This window comes from Acinetobacter sp. NIPH 298 (assembly GCF_000369505.1).
Taxonomy (GTDB): domain Bacteria; phylum Pseudomonadota; class Gammaproteobacteria; order Pseudomonadales; family Moraxellaceae; genus Acinetobacter.
On sequence record NZ_KB850055.1, the window covers coordinates 114,026 to 129,985 of the forward strand.

General features: G+C 41.6%; 13 protein-coding genes and 1 pseudogene. 8 read left to right on the top strand and 6 right to left on the bottom strand.

Annotation, left to right across the window (positions count from 1 at the left end; all coding sequences use genetic code 11):
- Positions 1–64: 64 nt before the first annotated feature.
- Positions 65–1,060 carry a DUF2804 domain-containing protein gene (locus F903_RS05475; RefSeq protein WP_005195343.1) on the top strand — a complete coding sequence of 332 codons (996 nt, stop codon included), beginning with the start codon at positions 65–67 and terminating at the stop codon, positions 1,058–1,060.
- 60 nt (positions 1,061–1,120) lie between these two features.
- On the opposite strand, the gene F903_RS05480 is transcribed toward F903_RS05475, so the two are convergent.
- Positions 1,121–1,996, bottom strand: a complete 876-nt coding sequence (locus F903_RS05480) for a metal-dependent hydrolase (protein WP_005195344.1) — start codon at positions 1,994–1,996, stop codon at positions 1,121–1,123.
- 114 nt (positions 1,997–2,110) lie between these two features.
- Here F903_RS05480 and F903_RS05485 point away from each other — a divergent pair, with 114 nt between their 5' ends.
- Entirely contained in the window at positions 2,111–3,133 is a 1,023-nt protein-coding gene (locus tag F903_RS05485) for an AraC family transcriptional regulator (RefSeq protein WP_005195345.1), read from the top strand.
- Between the two features lie 35 nt (positions 3,134–3,168).
- Here the strand turns inward: F903_RS05485 and F903_RS05490 are convergent, their stop codons facing one another.
- Positions 3,169–4,500: a Na+/H+ antiporter NhaC family protein gene (locus F903_RS05490; RefSeq protein WP_005195346.1), complete on the bottom strand. Its 1,332-nt coding sequence runs from the start codon at positions 4,498–4,500 to the stop codon at positions 3,169–3,171.
- A gap of 273 nt (positions 4,501–4,773) precedes the next feature.
- Here F903_RS05490 and trpA point away from each other — a divergent pair, with 273 nt between their 5' ends.
- Genes trpA through F903_RS05510 form a run of 4 tightly spaced genes read left to right on the top strand, consistent with a single transcriptional unit; the run spans position 4,774 to position 8,829 of the window.
- A complete protein-coding gene (trpA, locus tag F903_RS05495) occupies positions 4,774–5,577 on the top strand; it encodes a tryptophan synthase subunit alpha (RefSeq protein ID WP_005195347.1) in 804 nt (267 codons plus the stop codon).
- Positions 5,574–6,476 carry an acetyl-CoA carboxylase, carboxyltransferase subunit beta gene (gene accD, locus F903_RS05500; protein WP_005195349.1) on the top strand — a complete coding sequence of 301 codons (903 nt, stop codon included), beginning with the start codon at positions 5,574–5,576 and terminating at the stop codon, positions 6,474–6,476. Before trpA ends, accD begins: the two co-directional genes overlap by 4 nt.
- Positions 6,473–7,759: a bifunctional tetrahydrofolate synthase/dihydrofolate synthase gene (gene folC / locus F903_RS05505; protein WP_005195351.1), complete on the top strand. Its 1,287-nt coding sequence runs from the start codon at positions 6,473–6,475 to the stop codon at positions 7,757–7,759. The genes accD and folC overlap by 4 nt, the downstream gene beginning before the upstream one ends.
- Positions 7,750–8,829 carry an SPOR domain-containing protein gene (locus tag F903_RS05510; RefSeq protein ID WP_005195352.1) on the top strand — a complete coding sequence of 360 codons (1,080 nt, stop codon included), beginning with the start codon at positions 7,750–7,752 and terminating at the stop codon, positions 8,827–8,829. Before folC ends, F903_RS05510 begins: the two co-directional genes overlap by 10 nt.
- Before the next feature lie 19 nt (positions 8,830–8,848).
- Here the strand turns inward: F903_RS05510 and F903_RS05515 are convergent.
- Positions 8,849–9,185, bottom strand: a pseudogene (locus F903_RS05515) (dual specificity protein phosphatase family protein); the annotation flags it as partial.
- A 4-nt stretch (positions 9,186–9,189) separates the two neighbouring features.
- Complete coding sequence (locus F903_RS05520; protein ID WP_005195359.1) at positions 9,190–9,825, bottom strand: peroxiredoxin; 636 nt, start codon at positions 9,823–9,825, stop codon at positions 9,190–9,192.
- A 341-nt stretch (positions 9,826–10,166) separates the two neighbouring features.
- Here F903_RS05520 and secA point away from each other — a divergent pair, with 341 nt between their 5' ends.
- Complete coding sequence (secA, locus tag F903_RS05525) at positions 10,167–12,896, top strand: preprotein translocase subunit SecA (RefSeq protein WP_004669506.1); 2,730 nt, start codon at positions 10,167–10,169, stop codon at positions 12,894–12,896.
- 145 nt (positions 12,897–13,041) lie between these two features.
- Positions 13,042–13,470 (top strand): hypothetical protein, encoded by a 429-nt coding sequence (locus F903_RS05530; protein ID WP_004669504.1) that lies wholly within the window; start codon positions 13,042–13,044, stop codon positions 13,468–13,470.
- 62 nt (positions 13,471–13,532) lie between these two features.
- Here the strand turns inward: F903_RS05530 and lpxO are convergent, their stop codons facing one another.
- A complete protein-coding gene (gene lpxO, locus F903_RS05535) occupies positions 13,533–14,438 on the bottom strand; it encodes a lipid A hydroxylase LpxO (RefSeq protein ID WP_034594925.1) in 906 nt (301 codons plus the stop codon).
- Between the two features lie 188 nt (positions 14,439–14,626).
- Complete coding sequence (locus tag F903_RS05540) at positions 14,627–15,937, bottom strand: MFS transporter (RefSeq protein ID WP_004669500.1); 1,311 nt, start codon at positions 15,935–15,937, stop codon at positions 14,627–14,629.
- Positions 15,938–15,960 lie beyond the last annotated feature (23 nt).

Here is a 15,960-nt window from a genome sequence, read left to right on the forward strand (position 1 = left end):
AAATATTATGAATTAGCGGCTATGATAGACAGGAAGCTCTCATGCGGTCACGGAATCAAAAATCATGGATTTGATACAAGCCAATGGTCAGCCACGTTATGGGCGTTTTGATCAGGTACCATCTGGAATTAACCTCGATGACTATATCTATAAAACGCCGTATGGTCAGATACTTAAAGGCTGGCGTAAACAGTTAAAATATAAGAAATTCAAGTTTTGCGGTATACAGCATGAGCACTACAGTATCGGCGTCGCAATCGTTGATTTATCGTGGGCTGGACATGCTTTCTTTTATATCTATGATCATCATGCTGAACAAGTGATTGAATGCAATGCAATTCAACCTTTTGGCTATCAAACCAAACTGGATGAACAACCGCTATTTAGTCAAAGCTATTTTAAAAAATCAGGCTATTGTTTTAACATGAAACACGCCAATGGTGTGCGTTATATCCAAATCACCAGACATGGTGAAGTTCAGCTTAAAGCGCGTATCTTTTGTGCGGGGACTGATGCACTGAGTTTATGTAGTCCAACTGGGATCAATGGTTGGACGTATACCCAAAAGCAAACCACCTTAGCGGTTGAAGGTTATTTTATAAGTCCAAAACAGCAACAGATAAAATTTAATGCACAAAGCCTTGCATCATTAGATGATACCTGTGGTTTTTTACGCCCTGAAACGGCTTGGTTCTGGTTGTCTTGTCAGTTCCGTGATGAACAAGATCGTCGTATTGGGCTTAACCTTGCTTCTGGTGTGAATGAAAGCTTTGGCAATGAAAATGCCTTGTGGGTTGATGGGCGTTTATATCCACTTACGGATGTTTTATTTGAACAACAAGATGAAAAAAATTGGTCAATTCGCTCTTTGGATGCCCGATTAAATTTATTGGTGCAAACAGGGTGGTGTCGTTTTGAAAATATCAATTTGCGTTTGATCGGAAGCCAGTTTAATCAATGGCAAGCCAAAGTGAGTGGCACGATTGAGCAAGAAAATGGTGAATTGCTGGTGTTGAATGATCAGTATGGTTTATTGGAACAGCATTATGCGAAGTGGTGATGGTTGAGAAATCCTCCCAAACCTCCTTTTAAAAAGGAGGGGGATTCTTCTCTTTAAATATTATAGCCCTGCTTGCCAAAAAGCCTCACCCGCTGCAATTGGGTCATTGGTTTTAGCTAAAGTATCAATCCAAACATCGTATTGACGAATCACAGGATGCTGATTCGGATGGAAGTCTTTTTTAAACCAGTCGCTATATTGCGCTCTTTTTGCGGTCAAAATACCGTTACGACCAAAGAACCAAGGTAAACCTTTATGCGCCATATCAAAACGTTGTCTTAAACTGAAACCATCACATTTTAGCATCACGTCGGTACGATAAAGGGTAAATCCAAACATTAATACCGTCGTAATCACCAATGCAGATTTACGGGTAAACTCAGGTACTTCGCCGACTTGTTGCATTACATCAAATGCCACATCACGATGTTCCATTTCTTCAATAGCATGCCAAGCAAACAGGGCACGAACAAAAGGATCTGCATCCGCTAACGTTTCTTTTTGGCTATAGAAGGTATCCGCCATCAGTGCAGTTAGATGTTCTGCCGCTGCAGTCATGGCAATGTTGTATTGTGGAGAGCGATTCATCAATTCAAATTTAAATATTTTCTTTAAACGATGGGTGAATTGATCAACAGGCATACCTTGTTGTTTCATGACTTGGTTCATTTTGTCATGCGCAATCCCATGTTGAGCTTCTTGACGAATGAAGTCCGTCACGCGTTCCTGCAATTCAGGATCATTGATTTTGTCACGAAATAAACGAACACATTCAATGAAATAGCGCTCACCATCAGGAAATGTGAGGCTCAAGGCATCAAACATACGGGTACGGAACGGATCGCCTCCAAACCAAAAACGAGGTGCTTCATTTAAGTGGAAGTCTAAGTTCGTTCTTACGATTGGATCAACTTGATAGGAAACATGTGCATTCATCGGTGCTATTCCTTTTCTTTTCATGAGTTCAGTATGGAAAAAGTTCGATGAAATGTTTTGACAGTTACAGCCAATTTTTATACAAATAACGACAGATCAGGATGAGATTGACGTATGTCAGTTAAAATAATTATTGGATACTTACGATTGTTTAATCGTGTTTTGCAACAGGAACACATTGATTTGTCTAAAGTTGTTGCGCCTGAACTTTGGCAGACTTTTCAGGCCTGCTTGGCGAATCCAGATGAACAAGATTTTGATGTTGAACGCTATGCTTTGTTGTTGCAAGCCGCACAACCCTATTTTTCTCGTCCAATTGCGTTGATTTTGGCTGAACATGCCAATTTGCAAGATTTTGGCCTCATGGGGTATCTGGCATCGACCAGTTTAGATTTACAACAAGCTTTACAGCTATTACAACGTTATTATTCCTTGATTTTTAAACAGACCAATTTAGAACAACTTAATGTTCAGCAATTTTCGGATCATATCCAAATAGTGTGGAGTGCTTCATATCCTGATTATCGTGGGATGTATGAGTTGAATTTGGCTCTGATCTTTAAAATTGCGCAGTCTATTGTGCAAGATGCCTTAATTCCTCCTCAAGTTATCCAGTTTGGTTATACGCCGCATATGGCTTTATATCATTTTGAGCGCTTTTATGGATGTTCAATACAAGTACAAGCAGGACATTATGCGATTCATTTTTCTAATCAAGTTTTAAAAGCTAAAAGTATTGCCGCCGACCAACAGCTCAATCAGGTTTTATCGAGTCAAGCACAGCAATCAATGAATAGCATTACTTCGGTGGAAATGCAGCAACAACAATTTAAACAGAAAATTCAAAGTTATATTGAGCAAGGTTTATTGCAGCAAGAAGAAGTTTTGCAACGTTATGTCGCCAAGCGTTTGCATTGTTCTGAACGAACTTTACAGCGTCAACTTAAAGCCTATCAGTTGAATTTTCAGGATATTTTAGATCAATATCGGTTGGAGCAAAGTAAGCTTTATTTGCAGCAAGGCAAATCATTTTCTGAGATTGCAGAACGTTTAAATTATGCGGATCAAAGCGCATTTGGGCGTGCGTTTAAGCGTTGGACAGGTATTACACCAAAGCAGTTTTTAAAGTCTCTTTAGTTTTCAGAACAAACTAAAGAGACTCATATAAGTTTTTAAGATGTTCTTAAGCGTGGATAATTAAATACAATTGCCAGTATCGCAACGATAGCTAAAATCCAGCAATAGTAGATATGTCCAATCAATTCTATAGGCGAAAGTTTGGCTATCGAGCAGGCAAGAAGTAATTGTGCGCCATAGGGGATAATCCCTTGGGTTACACAAGAAAAAATATCAAGTAAAGCGGCACTACGTTTCGGATCAACCCCGTATTCTTTGGCGACCTCACGTGCCATATCTCCCGATAAAATAATCGCAACAGTATTGTTGGCAACGAATAGATTTGAGAAGACCACAAGGAAACTAATGCCTAATTCACCTGCACGTTGTCTCCCAAATTTAAATAAGCGAGTAATGGCGTAGATTCGTTGGATTAACCATTGTAAACCGCCTTCTTTTTGCATCAAAGCTGACAGTCCGCCAAGGAGCATGGAAAGTAATGCCACCTCAAACATGCCCACAAAACCGTTATAAATTGAATTATTCAATTGCAGCAGGTTGAATTCTGGCTTTTCAATAAGCCCCATAACCCCAGATAAAACCACACCAATCATTAAAACAGCAAGTACATGTAAGCGGCTAAATGCGAGGAAGAAAACGGCTAGATAGGGCAGAATTAACCATAAATCATACGGCTTGGATTGAATCTCCTCGGCATGCTGGCTCAATGAAACATAAACGATCAAGCTGATCAATGCTGCAGGCAAAGCAATCCAGATATTGACTCTGAATTTATCTCTTAATTCAACATTTTGGCTGCGTGTTGCGGCAATAGTCGTGTCTGAAATCATCGATAAGTTATCGCCAAACATTGCACCACCCACCACGGCACCAATGGCATAAATCGGAGCAATATCGGTTGCTTGAGAAAAGCCAAATGCAATCGGGGCACAGGCTGCAATCGTACCCATTGACGTTCCCATTGCTGTTGCAATAAACGCGGAGATGATAAACAGCATGGGTAAAACATACTCTGCTGAAATCAATGAAAGCCCTAGTTGGACTGTAGCATCGACACTGCCAATGGTATTGGAAACACTGGCAAATGCGCCCGCCAACATAAACACCATAAACATCAAAATCAGGTTGGGATGACTTGCGCCCTGTAGGAAATCTTCAATAGCAGTATTGAGTTTTTGTTTGTAGAGGAGTAGTGCAAGAATCACTGCTGGAACTGCAGCGACAGGGGCTTTGATTTGATAAAAGGCAAATTCTGTCCCAATCATTGAATGATAAATACCACTCCCTAGAAAGATGATCAAAAATACCAATAGAGGTAGCAACGCAAGCGCATTACTGTGCACTTTTTCCTGAGAGTGGGAAGACATAAAATCAAAAGAACATTCAAAAATTGCGCATAGTATAAAGGAGCTTGGCGGATTTCTAAAATGTAGTGCGATTGGTCTAAAATTAGGAAGCTTTGATCATTGAGAAAAAGTCCAAAATATAGATAAATGTATTAGGGCTGTTGTTGGTGGTCATAATCAGCACGTGCAATCACGTCAAACGCTGTTCAATGTACAAAAAATAGCGTTACAATGCAGTGTTTTTTGTACGACTACAAACAACTCCTCAACATAAATCAAGGAAAGCATAATCCTATGTCACGTCTTGCCACTCGTTTTGAACAGCTTAAATCTCAGCAACGTAAAGCGCTTGTTTCTTATGTGATGGCAGGTGATCCGCATCCACAGGTAACCGTTCCTTTACTTCACCAAATGGTTGAAGCGGGCGTTGATGTCATTGAACTGGGTCTACCATTTTCTGACCCAATGGCAGATGGTCCAGTCATTGCCTTAGCCGCTGAACGTGCTTTAGCAGGTGGAACAAATACCTTAGATGCTTTGAATATGGTGAAAGAATTTCGTCAACAAGATCAAACGACACCTGTTGTTTTAATGGGCTATTTAAACCCTGTTGAAGTGATTGGTTATGAAAAGTTTGCAGCTTATGCGAAAGATTGTGGCGTTGATGGTGTTCTTCTCGTGGATTTACCACCAGAAGAATCACAGCAGTTGGGAGACATCTTAAAACAAAATGAGATGGATCAAATCTTCTTGCTTGCACCAACTTCGACAGATCAGCGTATTCAACATGTGGTCAATCAAGCCAGTGGCTTTGTTTACTATGTGTCCCTCAAAGGTGTGACAGGTGCAGCAACATTAGATACCTCAGAAGCAGCAGCGCGGATTGCAAAAATTAAATCTAAAACTAATGTGCCAGTCGGTGTGGGTTTTGGGATTAGTGATGCTGCATCTGCAAAAGCTATGGGACAAGTTGCCGACGCCGTGATTGTAGGTAGTGCTTTCGTTAAATCTTTTGCAACATTGCCAGTCGATGAGGCTGTGCAACAGACGGTGAATAAAGTGAAGGAGCTTCGAGCTGCGCTCGATGAGTTAGTATGAGTCAAGACGTAGAAATCATAACAGGGAAAGTACTTCACCCTGCAACCCCTTGGACGGAGCGTGAAGTTCCTGGGATTCAGGTCGCGGATCAACAACAGATATTCAAAGCGACCTTTACTGAACCGACGATTGAATGTCCTGAGTGTCATGCACTGGTTACTCGTACTGCGATGTCATTCAATGCTTATGTTTGCCCACAATGCGACGAACACTTACGCATGCGTGCGCGTGATCGTTTGAATTGGTTTTTTGATCAAGTCAACACTGAGTTAGGTCAAGAGTTTAGCGCCAAAGATCCATTGAAGTTTGTAGATACTAAACCTTATCCAGATCGTATGCGTGAAGCACAAGATAAAACGGGTGAGACAGAAGCACTCGTGGTCATGCAAGGTTCTCTGAAAGGTTTAGATTTGATTGCCTGTGCTTTTGAATTTGATTTCATGGGCGGTTCAATGGGTACAGTTGTGGGTGATCGCTTTGTACAAGCGGCTGAACGCGCGATTGAACTGCATCAACCTATGATTTGTTTTGCTGCTTCGGGCGGTGCACGTATGCAAGAAGGGATGTTGTCCCTCATGCAAATGGCACGTACCTCGGCTGTGATTCAAAAAATGAAAGAAGCACGTGTACCTTATGTGGTGGTATTGACGCATCCAGTTTATGGCGGCGTAACTGCATCATTGGCGATGCTGGGTGATGTACATATTGCTGAACCGAAAGCCATGATTGGTTTTGCGGGCAAACGTGTGATTGAACAAACGGTACGTGAAAAACTGGAAGAACCATTCCAACGCGCAGAATATTTACTCGATCATGGTGTGATCGATCAGATTGTTCACCGTCATGCGTTACGTGATACTGTATATCGACTTGTTGCAAAGCTGATGAATTTACCTTGAAACCGCACGACCCACATTCAAAAGATACCCTAACAACATGGCTCGATTATTGGAGCCATGTTCATGTTACAGGCATTGATTTAGGCCTAGAACGTGTCATTCCAGTCGCTGAAAGATTAGGTGTGATGCAGCCTGATGCAAAAGTATTTACGGTCGCGGGTACCAATGGTAAAGGTTCAACCACAACCACTTTAGCCGCTATTTTAAATGCGCAAGGCTATAAAGTTGGTCTCTATCAGTCACCGCATATTTATCGTTTCAACGAGCGTGTGAAGTTGGCTGGCGTGGAAGTCGCCGATCAAACTTTGATTGATGCTTTTGTTTTGGTCGATCAAGCCCGCCGTGAATGTGGTTTATCACTTTCTTTCTTTGAAGCAACCACTTTGGCTGCTTTTGTTATTTTTAAACAACAACAATGTGATGTTTGGGTGCTTGAAGTCGGTCTTGGCGGTCGTCTAGATGTGGTCAATGTCATCGATCCTGACATTGCAGTCATTACCAATATCGGTTTAGACCATACTGATTGGCTTGGTGATAGCATCGAAAAAATTGCGTTTGAGAAAGCAGGCATTATTCGCCCAAATATTCCCGTTATTTTTGCAGGTCAACAACAGCTACCTCAAGCAGTGCAAGATAAAGTGACCGAGACTCAAGCTCACTTGTCTATTTTAAATCGAGATTATTTTTATCAGCTCAATGATGATGGTCAAACATGGTCATTTGCATCATCAGGAACGACATTACAGCTCCCAGTCGGGCAGTTAGCGCTTGATAATATTTCTACGGCTGTTGCTGCTGTGCTCTTGAGTGGCATAGAAATATCGCAAACAGCAATCGCACAAGGAATTCAGCAAGCGTGTTTGCAAGGTCGTTTTGAAATACGTCAAATTCAAGGTAAAACGGTTGTTTTTGATGCAGGTCACAATCCGCATGGTGTTGAATTTTTATTGAAGCAGTTGCGAAAATTCCTAAAATACAATAAACAGTACACAGAAGTTGTTGCGGTATTTTCAATGTTGGCAGATAAAGACATTGCATCGGTCACTGATTTACTAAAAACAACAGTAAAAAATTGGTTTATTGCTAATTTAGATGTGCCTAGAGCCGCGCCTGTGCAACAGTTACATGATGCATTGCACGGTCAACAGGTACATGAGTTTGGCAGTATCCAACAAGCTTTTGAAACTGCGCTGAACAAATGTAATAACAATCAGCTGATTTTAGTCTGTGGTTCGTTTCATACCTTAGAAGCGGTCTGGGAGTATTTAGAACAATGTCAATGAATAACAAACAACGCTGGATGGGCGGCGTTGTTTTACTTGGAGGTGGTGTTTTATTGGCAGCATTACTTCTCAAAGGTAATGAAGAAATAGAACAAGACAAGACACAGACTCAGATTGAACACCCAAGTGCTCAAACTGAGTCTAAACCAAAACTTGCACAGCCTGCGCAAGACAGTGAAATGGTATCGTTACAACCCATGGCTGTTGACATTGAAACCGAAAAACGTCTGCTTGAAGAGCAGCGCCAAGCGCGTGAAAAAGCCGTTGCTGAACAAGAAGCGCTTGCTGCTGATTTTTTAAAGATGCAACAAGAAGCAGAAGCTGCTGCAGCACGTAAGGCAGCGGAGGAATATGCTGCAATTAATGCCCGTCGAAATGCTGCACAAGAAAGCTCGGATAATATTCCACCAGAGTTGATTGAAGATGACAAAGTCAAAGCACAACGACTTGCGGAAGAAAAGCGTAAGTTAGAAGAGAAGCGTAAAGCGGACGCAGACAAGAAAGCCGCTGATGATAAACGTAAAGCGGACGCAGACAAGAAAGCTGCTGAAGATAAACGTAAAGCGGAAGCGGACAAGAAAGCTGCTGAAGATAAACGTAAAGCGGAAGCAGACAAGAAAGCTGCCGAAGATAAACGTAAAGCGGAAGCAGATAAGAAAGCTGCCGAAGATAAACGTAAAGCGGAAGCCGATAAGAAAGCTGCCGAAGATAAGCGTAAAGCCGAAGCAGACAAGAAAGCTGCTGATGAAAAACGCAAAGCCGAAGAAGATGCGAAGAAGAAAGCAGATGCTGAAAAGGCACGCGAACTTTTGGAAAATGGCGACAAGAACTGGATGGTACAAGTGGCTTTGGCTGCAAACCAAGCCAATGCAGATGCCGTAGTATCCAAGTTGCGAGCGAAAGGCTATAAAGTTACAACTAGCCCAACCTCTAAAGGGATTCGCATCATGGTTGGTCCATCCAAAGACAGAGAAACTGCGGATGCCGCGCGTAAGAAAATTGCTGCAGATGAAAGTTTAAATATGAAATCAGCTTGGGTGATTGACTGGGTGCCACTCGAACAGCGCTAAATCAAACACTTACTAAGTGCTAAGTTAATGGATTCTTCAGTTGCTGTTGAATCCATTTTACATTTTCAGGACTAAGCAAATGATCAATGTTCTTCCAAATGACATGGTAGCCGTAGTCCCTTTGCTTCATTTCTTGCTTTGCATCGTCAATTGACCAGTTTTCAAAGACAATACGATACATTGTGATCGTGGCCCCTGTACGGTCAGAACCATGATAGCAATGTACTAAGACTTTTTAATTGTGTTGTTTTGCTGTTTGAATGGCGCGCAAGAGGTCATTACGATTGATTGCTACGAAATACATCTGGGCTAATTTGATAAAAATTATGAATATTGGAAATAAGCGTTCCCCAGTTATCCTCACTCAGGCTGGGGGGTTAATCGTAAATACGGTTTTATTGCTGTATAGCCTTGAGGAAAACGTTGTTTAATTTCTTCTTCATCTTTAAGTGATGGAATAATGACGACATCTTCGCCTTGTTGCCAATTTGCAGGCGTTGCGACCTTATGTTTGTCCGTCAACTGTAATGAGTCGACCACACGTAACACCTCATTGAAGTTCCGACCCGTAGAGGCAGGATAGGTAATAATCAAACGCACTTTTTTATTTGGGTCAATGATGACCAACGAGCGTACTGTCAGTGTTTCATTGGCATTGGGGTGAATAAATCCATAAAGCTCAGAAACTTTACGATCTTTATCTGCAATAATCGGGAAGTTCACTGTTGTATTTTGGGTTTCATTAATGTCTTGAATCCAGCTTTGATGAGATTCAACATCATCCACAGAAAGCGCAATCGCTTTGACGCCACGTTTTGCAAATTCATCTTTAAGTTTGGCGGTAAAGCCAAGTTCAGTGGTGCAAACGGGGGTAAAATCCGCTGGGTGTGAAAATAAAATCCCCCAACTGTCAGCTAAAAACTCATAAAAATCAACTGTTCCATCGCTTGATTGTTGCTGGAAATTTGGGGCAATATCGCCTAAACGTAGTGTCATTTCAATTCTCCATCCATACTATAGGTGCTCAATGTTTATTTAATATGCAGTATCGATTTTATAAATAAAATTATTGTTTTTTCATATGTTTATGATGTTTTTAGATATCGAATAAGTAGCGTGGTTAAAAAATTGATCAGGAATTCACATTTAAATCGGTGTAACTTAAATGCAAATTTGCTACATTAACGCTCTTTGGTTGTGTGATGTCAGAATCGTAGGGCAGATTTTTTTACCTGTTTGAATGTAAAGCCCTTGTAGTTCTTATTTCTGACTCCATAATAACAGCTAAGAAAAAATTACCTATTTAAACTTAAACAAACAGGATTAGAGAGTTCTTCATGTTGGCAAGTCTGATCGGAGGTATCTTCGGTACTAAAAATGAGCGTGAGCTCAAACGTATGCGTAAAATCGTCGAACGAATTAACGCGCTCGAACCGACGGTATCTGTTCTTAACGATGCAGACCTATCTGCAAAAACTCAAGAATTCAAACAACGTTATAAAGACGGTGAAAGTTTAGATCAATTATTGCCTGAAGCATTTGCGGTCTGCCGTGAAGCTGCAAAGCGTGTCATGGGCATGCGTCATTATGATGTGCAGTTGATTGGTGGTATTACCTTGCACGAAGGTAAAATTGCTGAGATGCGTACAGGTGAAGGTAAAACCCTCATGGGTACCTTGGCATGTTACCTCAATACATTGAGTGGACAAGGCGTGCATGTGATCACCGTAAATGATTACTTAGCGCAACGTGATGCTGAGCTTAACCGCCCATTATTTGAGTTTTTAGGTTTAAGCATTGGCGTGATTTATTCCATGCAAATGCCAGATGAAAAAGCGCAAGCCTATATTGCCGACATTACTTACGGAACCAATAACGAATTTGGTTTTGATTATTTGCGTGACAACATGGTGTTTTCTCTACAAGAGAAAAAACAACGTGGTTTAAGTTATGCGATTATCGATGAAGTTGACTCCATCCTGATCGATGAAGCACGTACACCATTGATTATTTCTGGGCAAAGTGAAGATTCATCGCATCTTTACCAGTTAATCAATAGTATTCCACCAACCTTACGCCCGCAGAAAGAAGAAAAAGTGGCTGACGGTGGACACTTTTGGGTGGATGAAAAACAACGTTCAGTTGAAATGACTGAAATCGGTTATGAAACAGTTGAAGATGAACTGATTCGTATGGGTTTATTGGCTGAAGGCGAGAGCTTATATTCAGCAACCAATTTGAACTTGGTTCATCATGTTACGGCTGCGATTCGTGCGCATTATCTGTATCAAAAAAATGTGCACTATATCATCGGTGTAAATCCACAGACTCAAAAAGAAGAAGTCATTATTGTGGATGAAAGCACAGGTCGTACCATGCCTGGTCGCCGTTGGTCAGAAGGTCTGCATCAAGCGGTTGAAGCCAAAGAAGGTATGGAAATTCAACCTGAGAATCAAACGCTTGCTACAACAACCTTCCAGAACTATTTCCGTCTCTATAAAAAACTTTCAGGTATGACTGGTACTGCTGATACAGAAGCAGCAGAAATGAAAGAGATTTATGGTTTGGATGTGATCATTATTCCAACGCATCGTCCGATGGTGCGTAAAGATCATAATGACTTAATTTATTTAAATCGTAATGGCAAATATAGTGCCATTATTGAAGAAATTGCCAATATTCGTCAGCAGGGTGTTGCACCGATTCTGATCGGTACGGCAACGATTGAAGCCAGTGAAATCTTATCTTCTAAGTTATTACAGGCGGGTATTCAGCATGAAGTTTTGAATGCAAAACAACATGAGCGCGAAGCCGATATTATTGCCCAAGCAGGTAGCCCAAATGCAGTCACGATCGCCACCAACATGGCAGGTCGTGGTACAGATATTTTGCTAGGTGGTAACTGGAAAGCAAAACTGGCGAAAATTGAAAATCCAACAGCAGAAGATGAAGCACGTTTACAAGCGCAATGGGAAAAAGACCATGAGGATGTTCTAAGTTCTGGTGGTTTGCATATCATTGGTTCTGAGCGTCATGAGTCTCGTCGTATTGATAACCAGTTGCGTGGTCGTGCTGGTCGTCAAGGTGACCCAGGTGTATCTCGTTTCTATTTATCGCTTGAAGATGACTTGATGCGTATCTTCGCCGGTGATCGTGTTGTCGCGATGATGCGTGCAATGGGCTTGCAAGAAAATGAAGCCATTGAACACAAGATGGTCAGTCGTTCGATCGAAAATGCGCAGCGTAAAGTTGAAGCACGTAACTTTGATATTCGTAAGAATCTATTGAAGTACGATGATGTCAATAATGAGCAACGTAAGATTATTTATGCTCAGCGTGATGAAGTCCTCACTGAAAGCACTTTACAAGACTACATTGAAGAAATGCACCGAGATGTGATTAAGGGTGTGATTGCAAACTTTATTCCACCAGAATCGGTACATGATCAGTGGGATGTTGAAGGCTTAGAAACTGCTTTACGTACCGATTTGGGCGTTGAATTGCCAGTGCAACAGTGGTTAGACCAAGATCGTCGTTTAGATGAAGAAGGTTTAGTTGCGCGTATTTCTGATGAAATTGTGAACCGCTATCTTCAGCGTCGCGAGCAAATGGGTGCTGAGTCAGCAGTTATGCTTGAGCGTCACTTTATGTTGAATTCACTTGATCGTCACTGGAAAGAGCATTTGGCTGCGATGGATTACTTGCGTCAAGGGATTCATTTACGTGGTTATGCGCAAAAAAATCCTGAGCAAGAATATAAAAAAGAAGCATTCAATTTATTCGTGAATATGTTGGGTGTGATCAAATCTGATGTGGTGACTGATCTATCTCGTGTACATGTTCCGACGGCTGAAGAACTTGCAGAAATGGAAGCACAGCAGCAACGTCAAGCTGAATCGATGCGTCTTTCTTTTGAGCATGATGAGGTCGATGGTTTAACGGGTGAAGTGACTGCTTCTGAAGAAACAGAACAGCAAAATGCAGTATTCCCAGTGCCTGAGAGTCGCAATGCACCTTGTCCTTGTGGTTCTGGTTTAAAATACAAGCAGTGTCACGGTAAAATCTAAGCTTAGGTTTTATTTGGTCATGATAGAAAAGCAGAGCATAGACTCTGCTTTTTTTACGATAAACTACTTGAGTGGAATCAAGCTTTGTAGTTTTATTAGCAGACTTACAGTTCTTCGTTGAATTGATATTAGAAGCGGGAAGACAATGAAAAAAGCATTACAACTTTTAATTTTAGCAAGTGCGACGACATCAGGTTTTGCACTTGCGGCAGATGTTCCACAAACTACGACAGTGGATAAAGTGCAGGCTGCAAAAGGAGAGACTTCTGCTCAAGCACAGGTTAAGCATGATGTCACAACGGTCATTAGTCCACGTACGGGCATTCGCTATACTTTAGGCGATACGGGTAACCGTCCAATCGTGTTGCAAACCGCTGCGATTGCACCAGCAAATTCTGCCAATATCAATCGTATCGTGGCATCAAATCCTGCACTCTCTGAAAAGAGCCAAGAAAAAGCCAAGATTGCTTTAATTGGTGAAGCAGCGGTACAAGCTGCGAATGCAGCAGCTGCACAAACTGCGAGTGCACAAGCACCACAGACAGCAAGCACTCAAACAGCGAAAACAAATTAATTGATCATTTTTCAATAAAAAAGAGATGCTAAGGCATCTCTTTTTTATTTTAATACAAACCTTTATAAGAGGCTTGGTAATAAAATCAAACCAATAATGATCGCAAACATTAACCATTTTAAAGCATAGTACAGTGGGCGATTGCGCTGTTTTAAGCCACGACCATAGTGGTGAACGGCATAACCATATTTGAAAATACGGTTAATAAAACCAGTCTTATCTTGATCATCATTTGGTGAGCTTGCTGCCGACATAATATTGCGACCAAACCAGTGATTAAATCTTTGCGCCCAGCCCCATTTCATTGGACGTTCAATATCACAGAACAAGATGATCCGAGTTTGATCGGTTTTATTATGTGCCCAGTGTACATAGGTTTCATCAAATACAGTGGCTTCGCCATCTCTCCAGCTATACCGTTCCTGATCGACTTCGATAAAGCAATCATCACTATTGGGCGTCACTAAACCCAAGTGATAACGAACTGAACCTGCATAAGGATCACGGTGTTTACCCAAATAGCTTCCAGATGGAAGTTCAGTAAACATAGCGGCTTTGACTGATGGGATGCTTTCTAGTAATGCCACAGTTTTTGGGCAAAGTTGTTGTGCGGAAGGGTGGCTATCCCGATACCATTTCAAATAAAAACGCTTCCAACCACGTTTAAAGAACGTGTTGAAACCTGCATCATTATTTTTTTCAGCAGCTTTGATTTGATTTTGTAGTTGAATCGCTTCTTCCCGAATCACTTGCCAATTATCTTGTAGTGGTTTGAGTTCAGGGAATTGCGCCACATCAAAAAATGGCTGGTTCGGTAACTTCGAGAAACCAGTCATAAACATATTGATAGGCGCTAAGAAGGTCGAATGATCGAATAATTGTCGAGATGCTTTTAATCGCTCTTTGCCACGATAATATGTATATAAAAAACTGACTAAAAATACGGCAACGATAATCACTGCGTACATAAGTGCAATCATCTAGAAAATGGGAGGCGGCCATTTTAGCATAAAAAATATTGTGTAGAATGTTGCGATAAAATCAATTTTATTGATTGCCGCGCCATGCGATGAATGGATGCCAATTCGGTGATTTTTTGTATATTTATTTAAACCTCCCTTGTGTAAGGGAGGTGTGTTTTCGACGAAAGACGTGATTAAACTTGGTTATTTACATCGTCATGTTTAGTCTCACGCATCATTAAAAATGCGATCAACGATAAAATTGAAGCCAAGCTGAGATACAAACCCACCGCACCAAGTCCATAACTTTCAGCCAGTTTGGTTGCAATATAAGGTGCAAATGAAGCACCAAAAATGCCAGCCAAGTTAAAGGTCAACGCTGAGCCCGTGTAGCGGACTGAAGTTGGGAAAAGTTCAGATAAAATCGTACCGATTGGACCGTAGGTGAGTCCCATGATCGAAAGACCAATACATAAGAATAAAAAGACCAGTATTGGATTACCTGAATCGAGTAGCGGCGCAAAACACAATCCAAATAAAGCAGAAAGTATGCAGACTGCGATGGAGGTTTTTCTACGACCAAATTTCTCTGCGAGAATAGCTGCTATTGGAATAAATGCAGCAAAACATAAGGTGGCAACCAGTTGTAGCTGAAGAAAATCTCCACGTGCATAACCCAGTTTGGTGGTTCCCCAGTTCAGCGCAAATACCGTTGTCAGGTAGAACACCACAAAAGTACAAATCGCAGCAACTGTGCCGAGTACCAACATTTTGAAGTGTTTAGTCATGACTTCTTTGAAGGGTACATTCACTTCTTTTTGCTTATCTAAGACCTTTTGGAAAGCAGGCGTTTCATGCAGTTTTAAACGGATATATAAACCGACTAACACCAGTACTGCACTGGCGATGAACGGAATACGCCAGCCCCATTGCATAAAGGCTTGTTCCGACATAAATGCATTCAGTAATAGAAATGAACCTGTTGCAAGGATAAAGCCAATCGGTGCACCCAATTGTGGGAACATTCCATACCAAGCGCGTTTTCCTTCAGGCGCATTTTCAGTGGCGAGTAAAACCGCACCACTCCACTCACCACCTAAACCTAAACCTTGTCCTAAACGACATAAGGCGAGCAGTAGTGGTGCTGCAATACCAATTTGTACATAGGTTGGCAGTAAGCCGATGCAGACGGTTGAAATCCCCATGGTGAGCAAGGCGGCAACCAAGGTTGCCTTACGTCCGATTCGATCACCCAAATGTCCAAAAACTGCAGCACCAATCGGGCGGGCAATAAAGGCAAGTGCGAAAGTTGCAAGGGATTGTAATACGGCTGCGCCATCGCTACTTTCAGGGAAAAAGAGATGGGGGAAAACCAGTACTGCGGCTGTGGCGTAGATATAAAAGTCAAAAAACTCAATCGTAGTACCAACCAGACTGGCAAATAATACCCGTACTTTTGAATTGCTTGCCACTTCAGGGGTGGCAGCCGTAGCGTTTGACGACATACAAGACCTTAATTCTCATTATC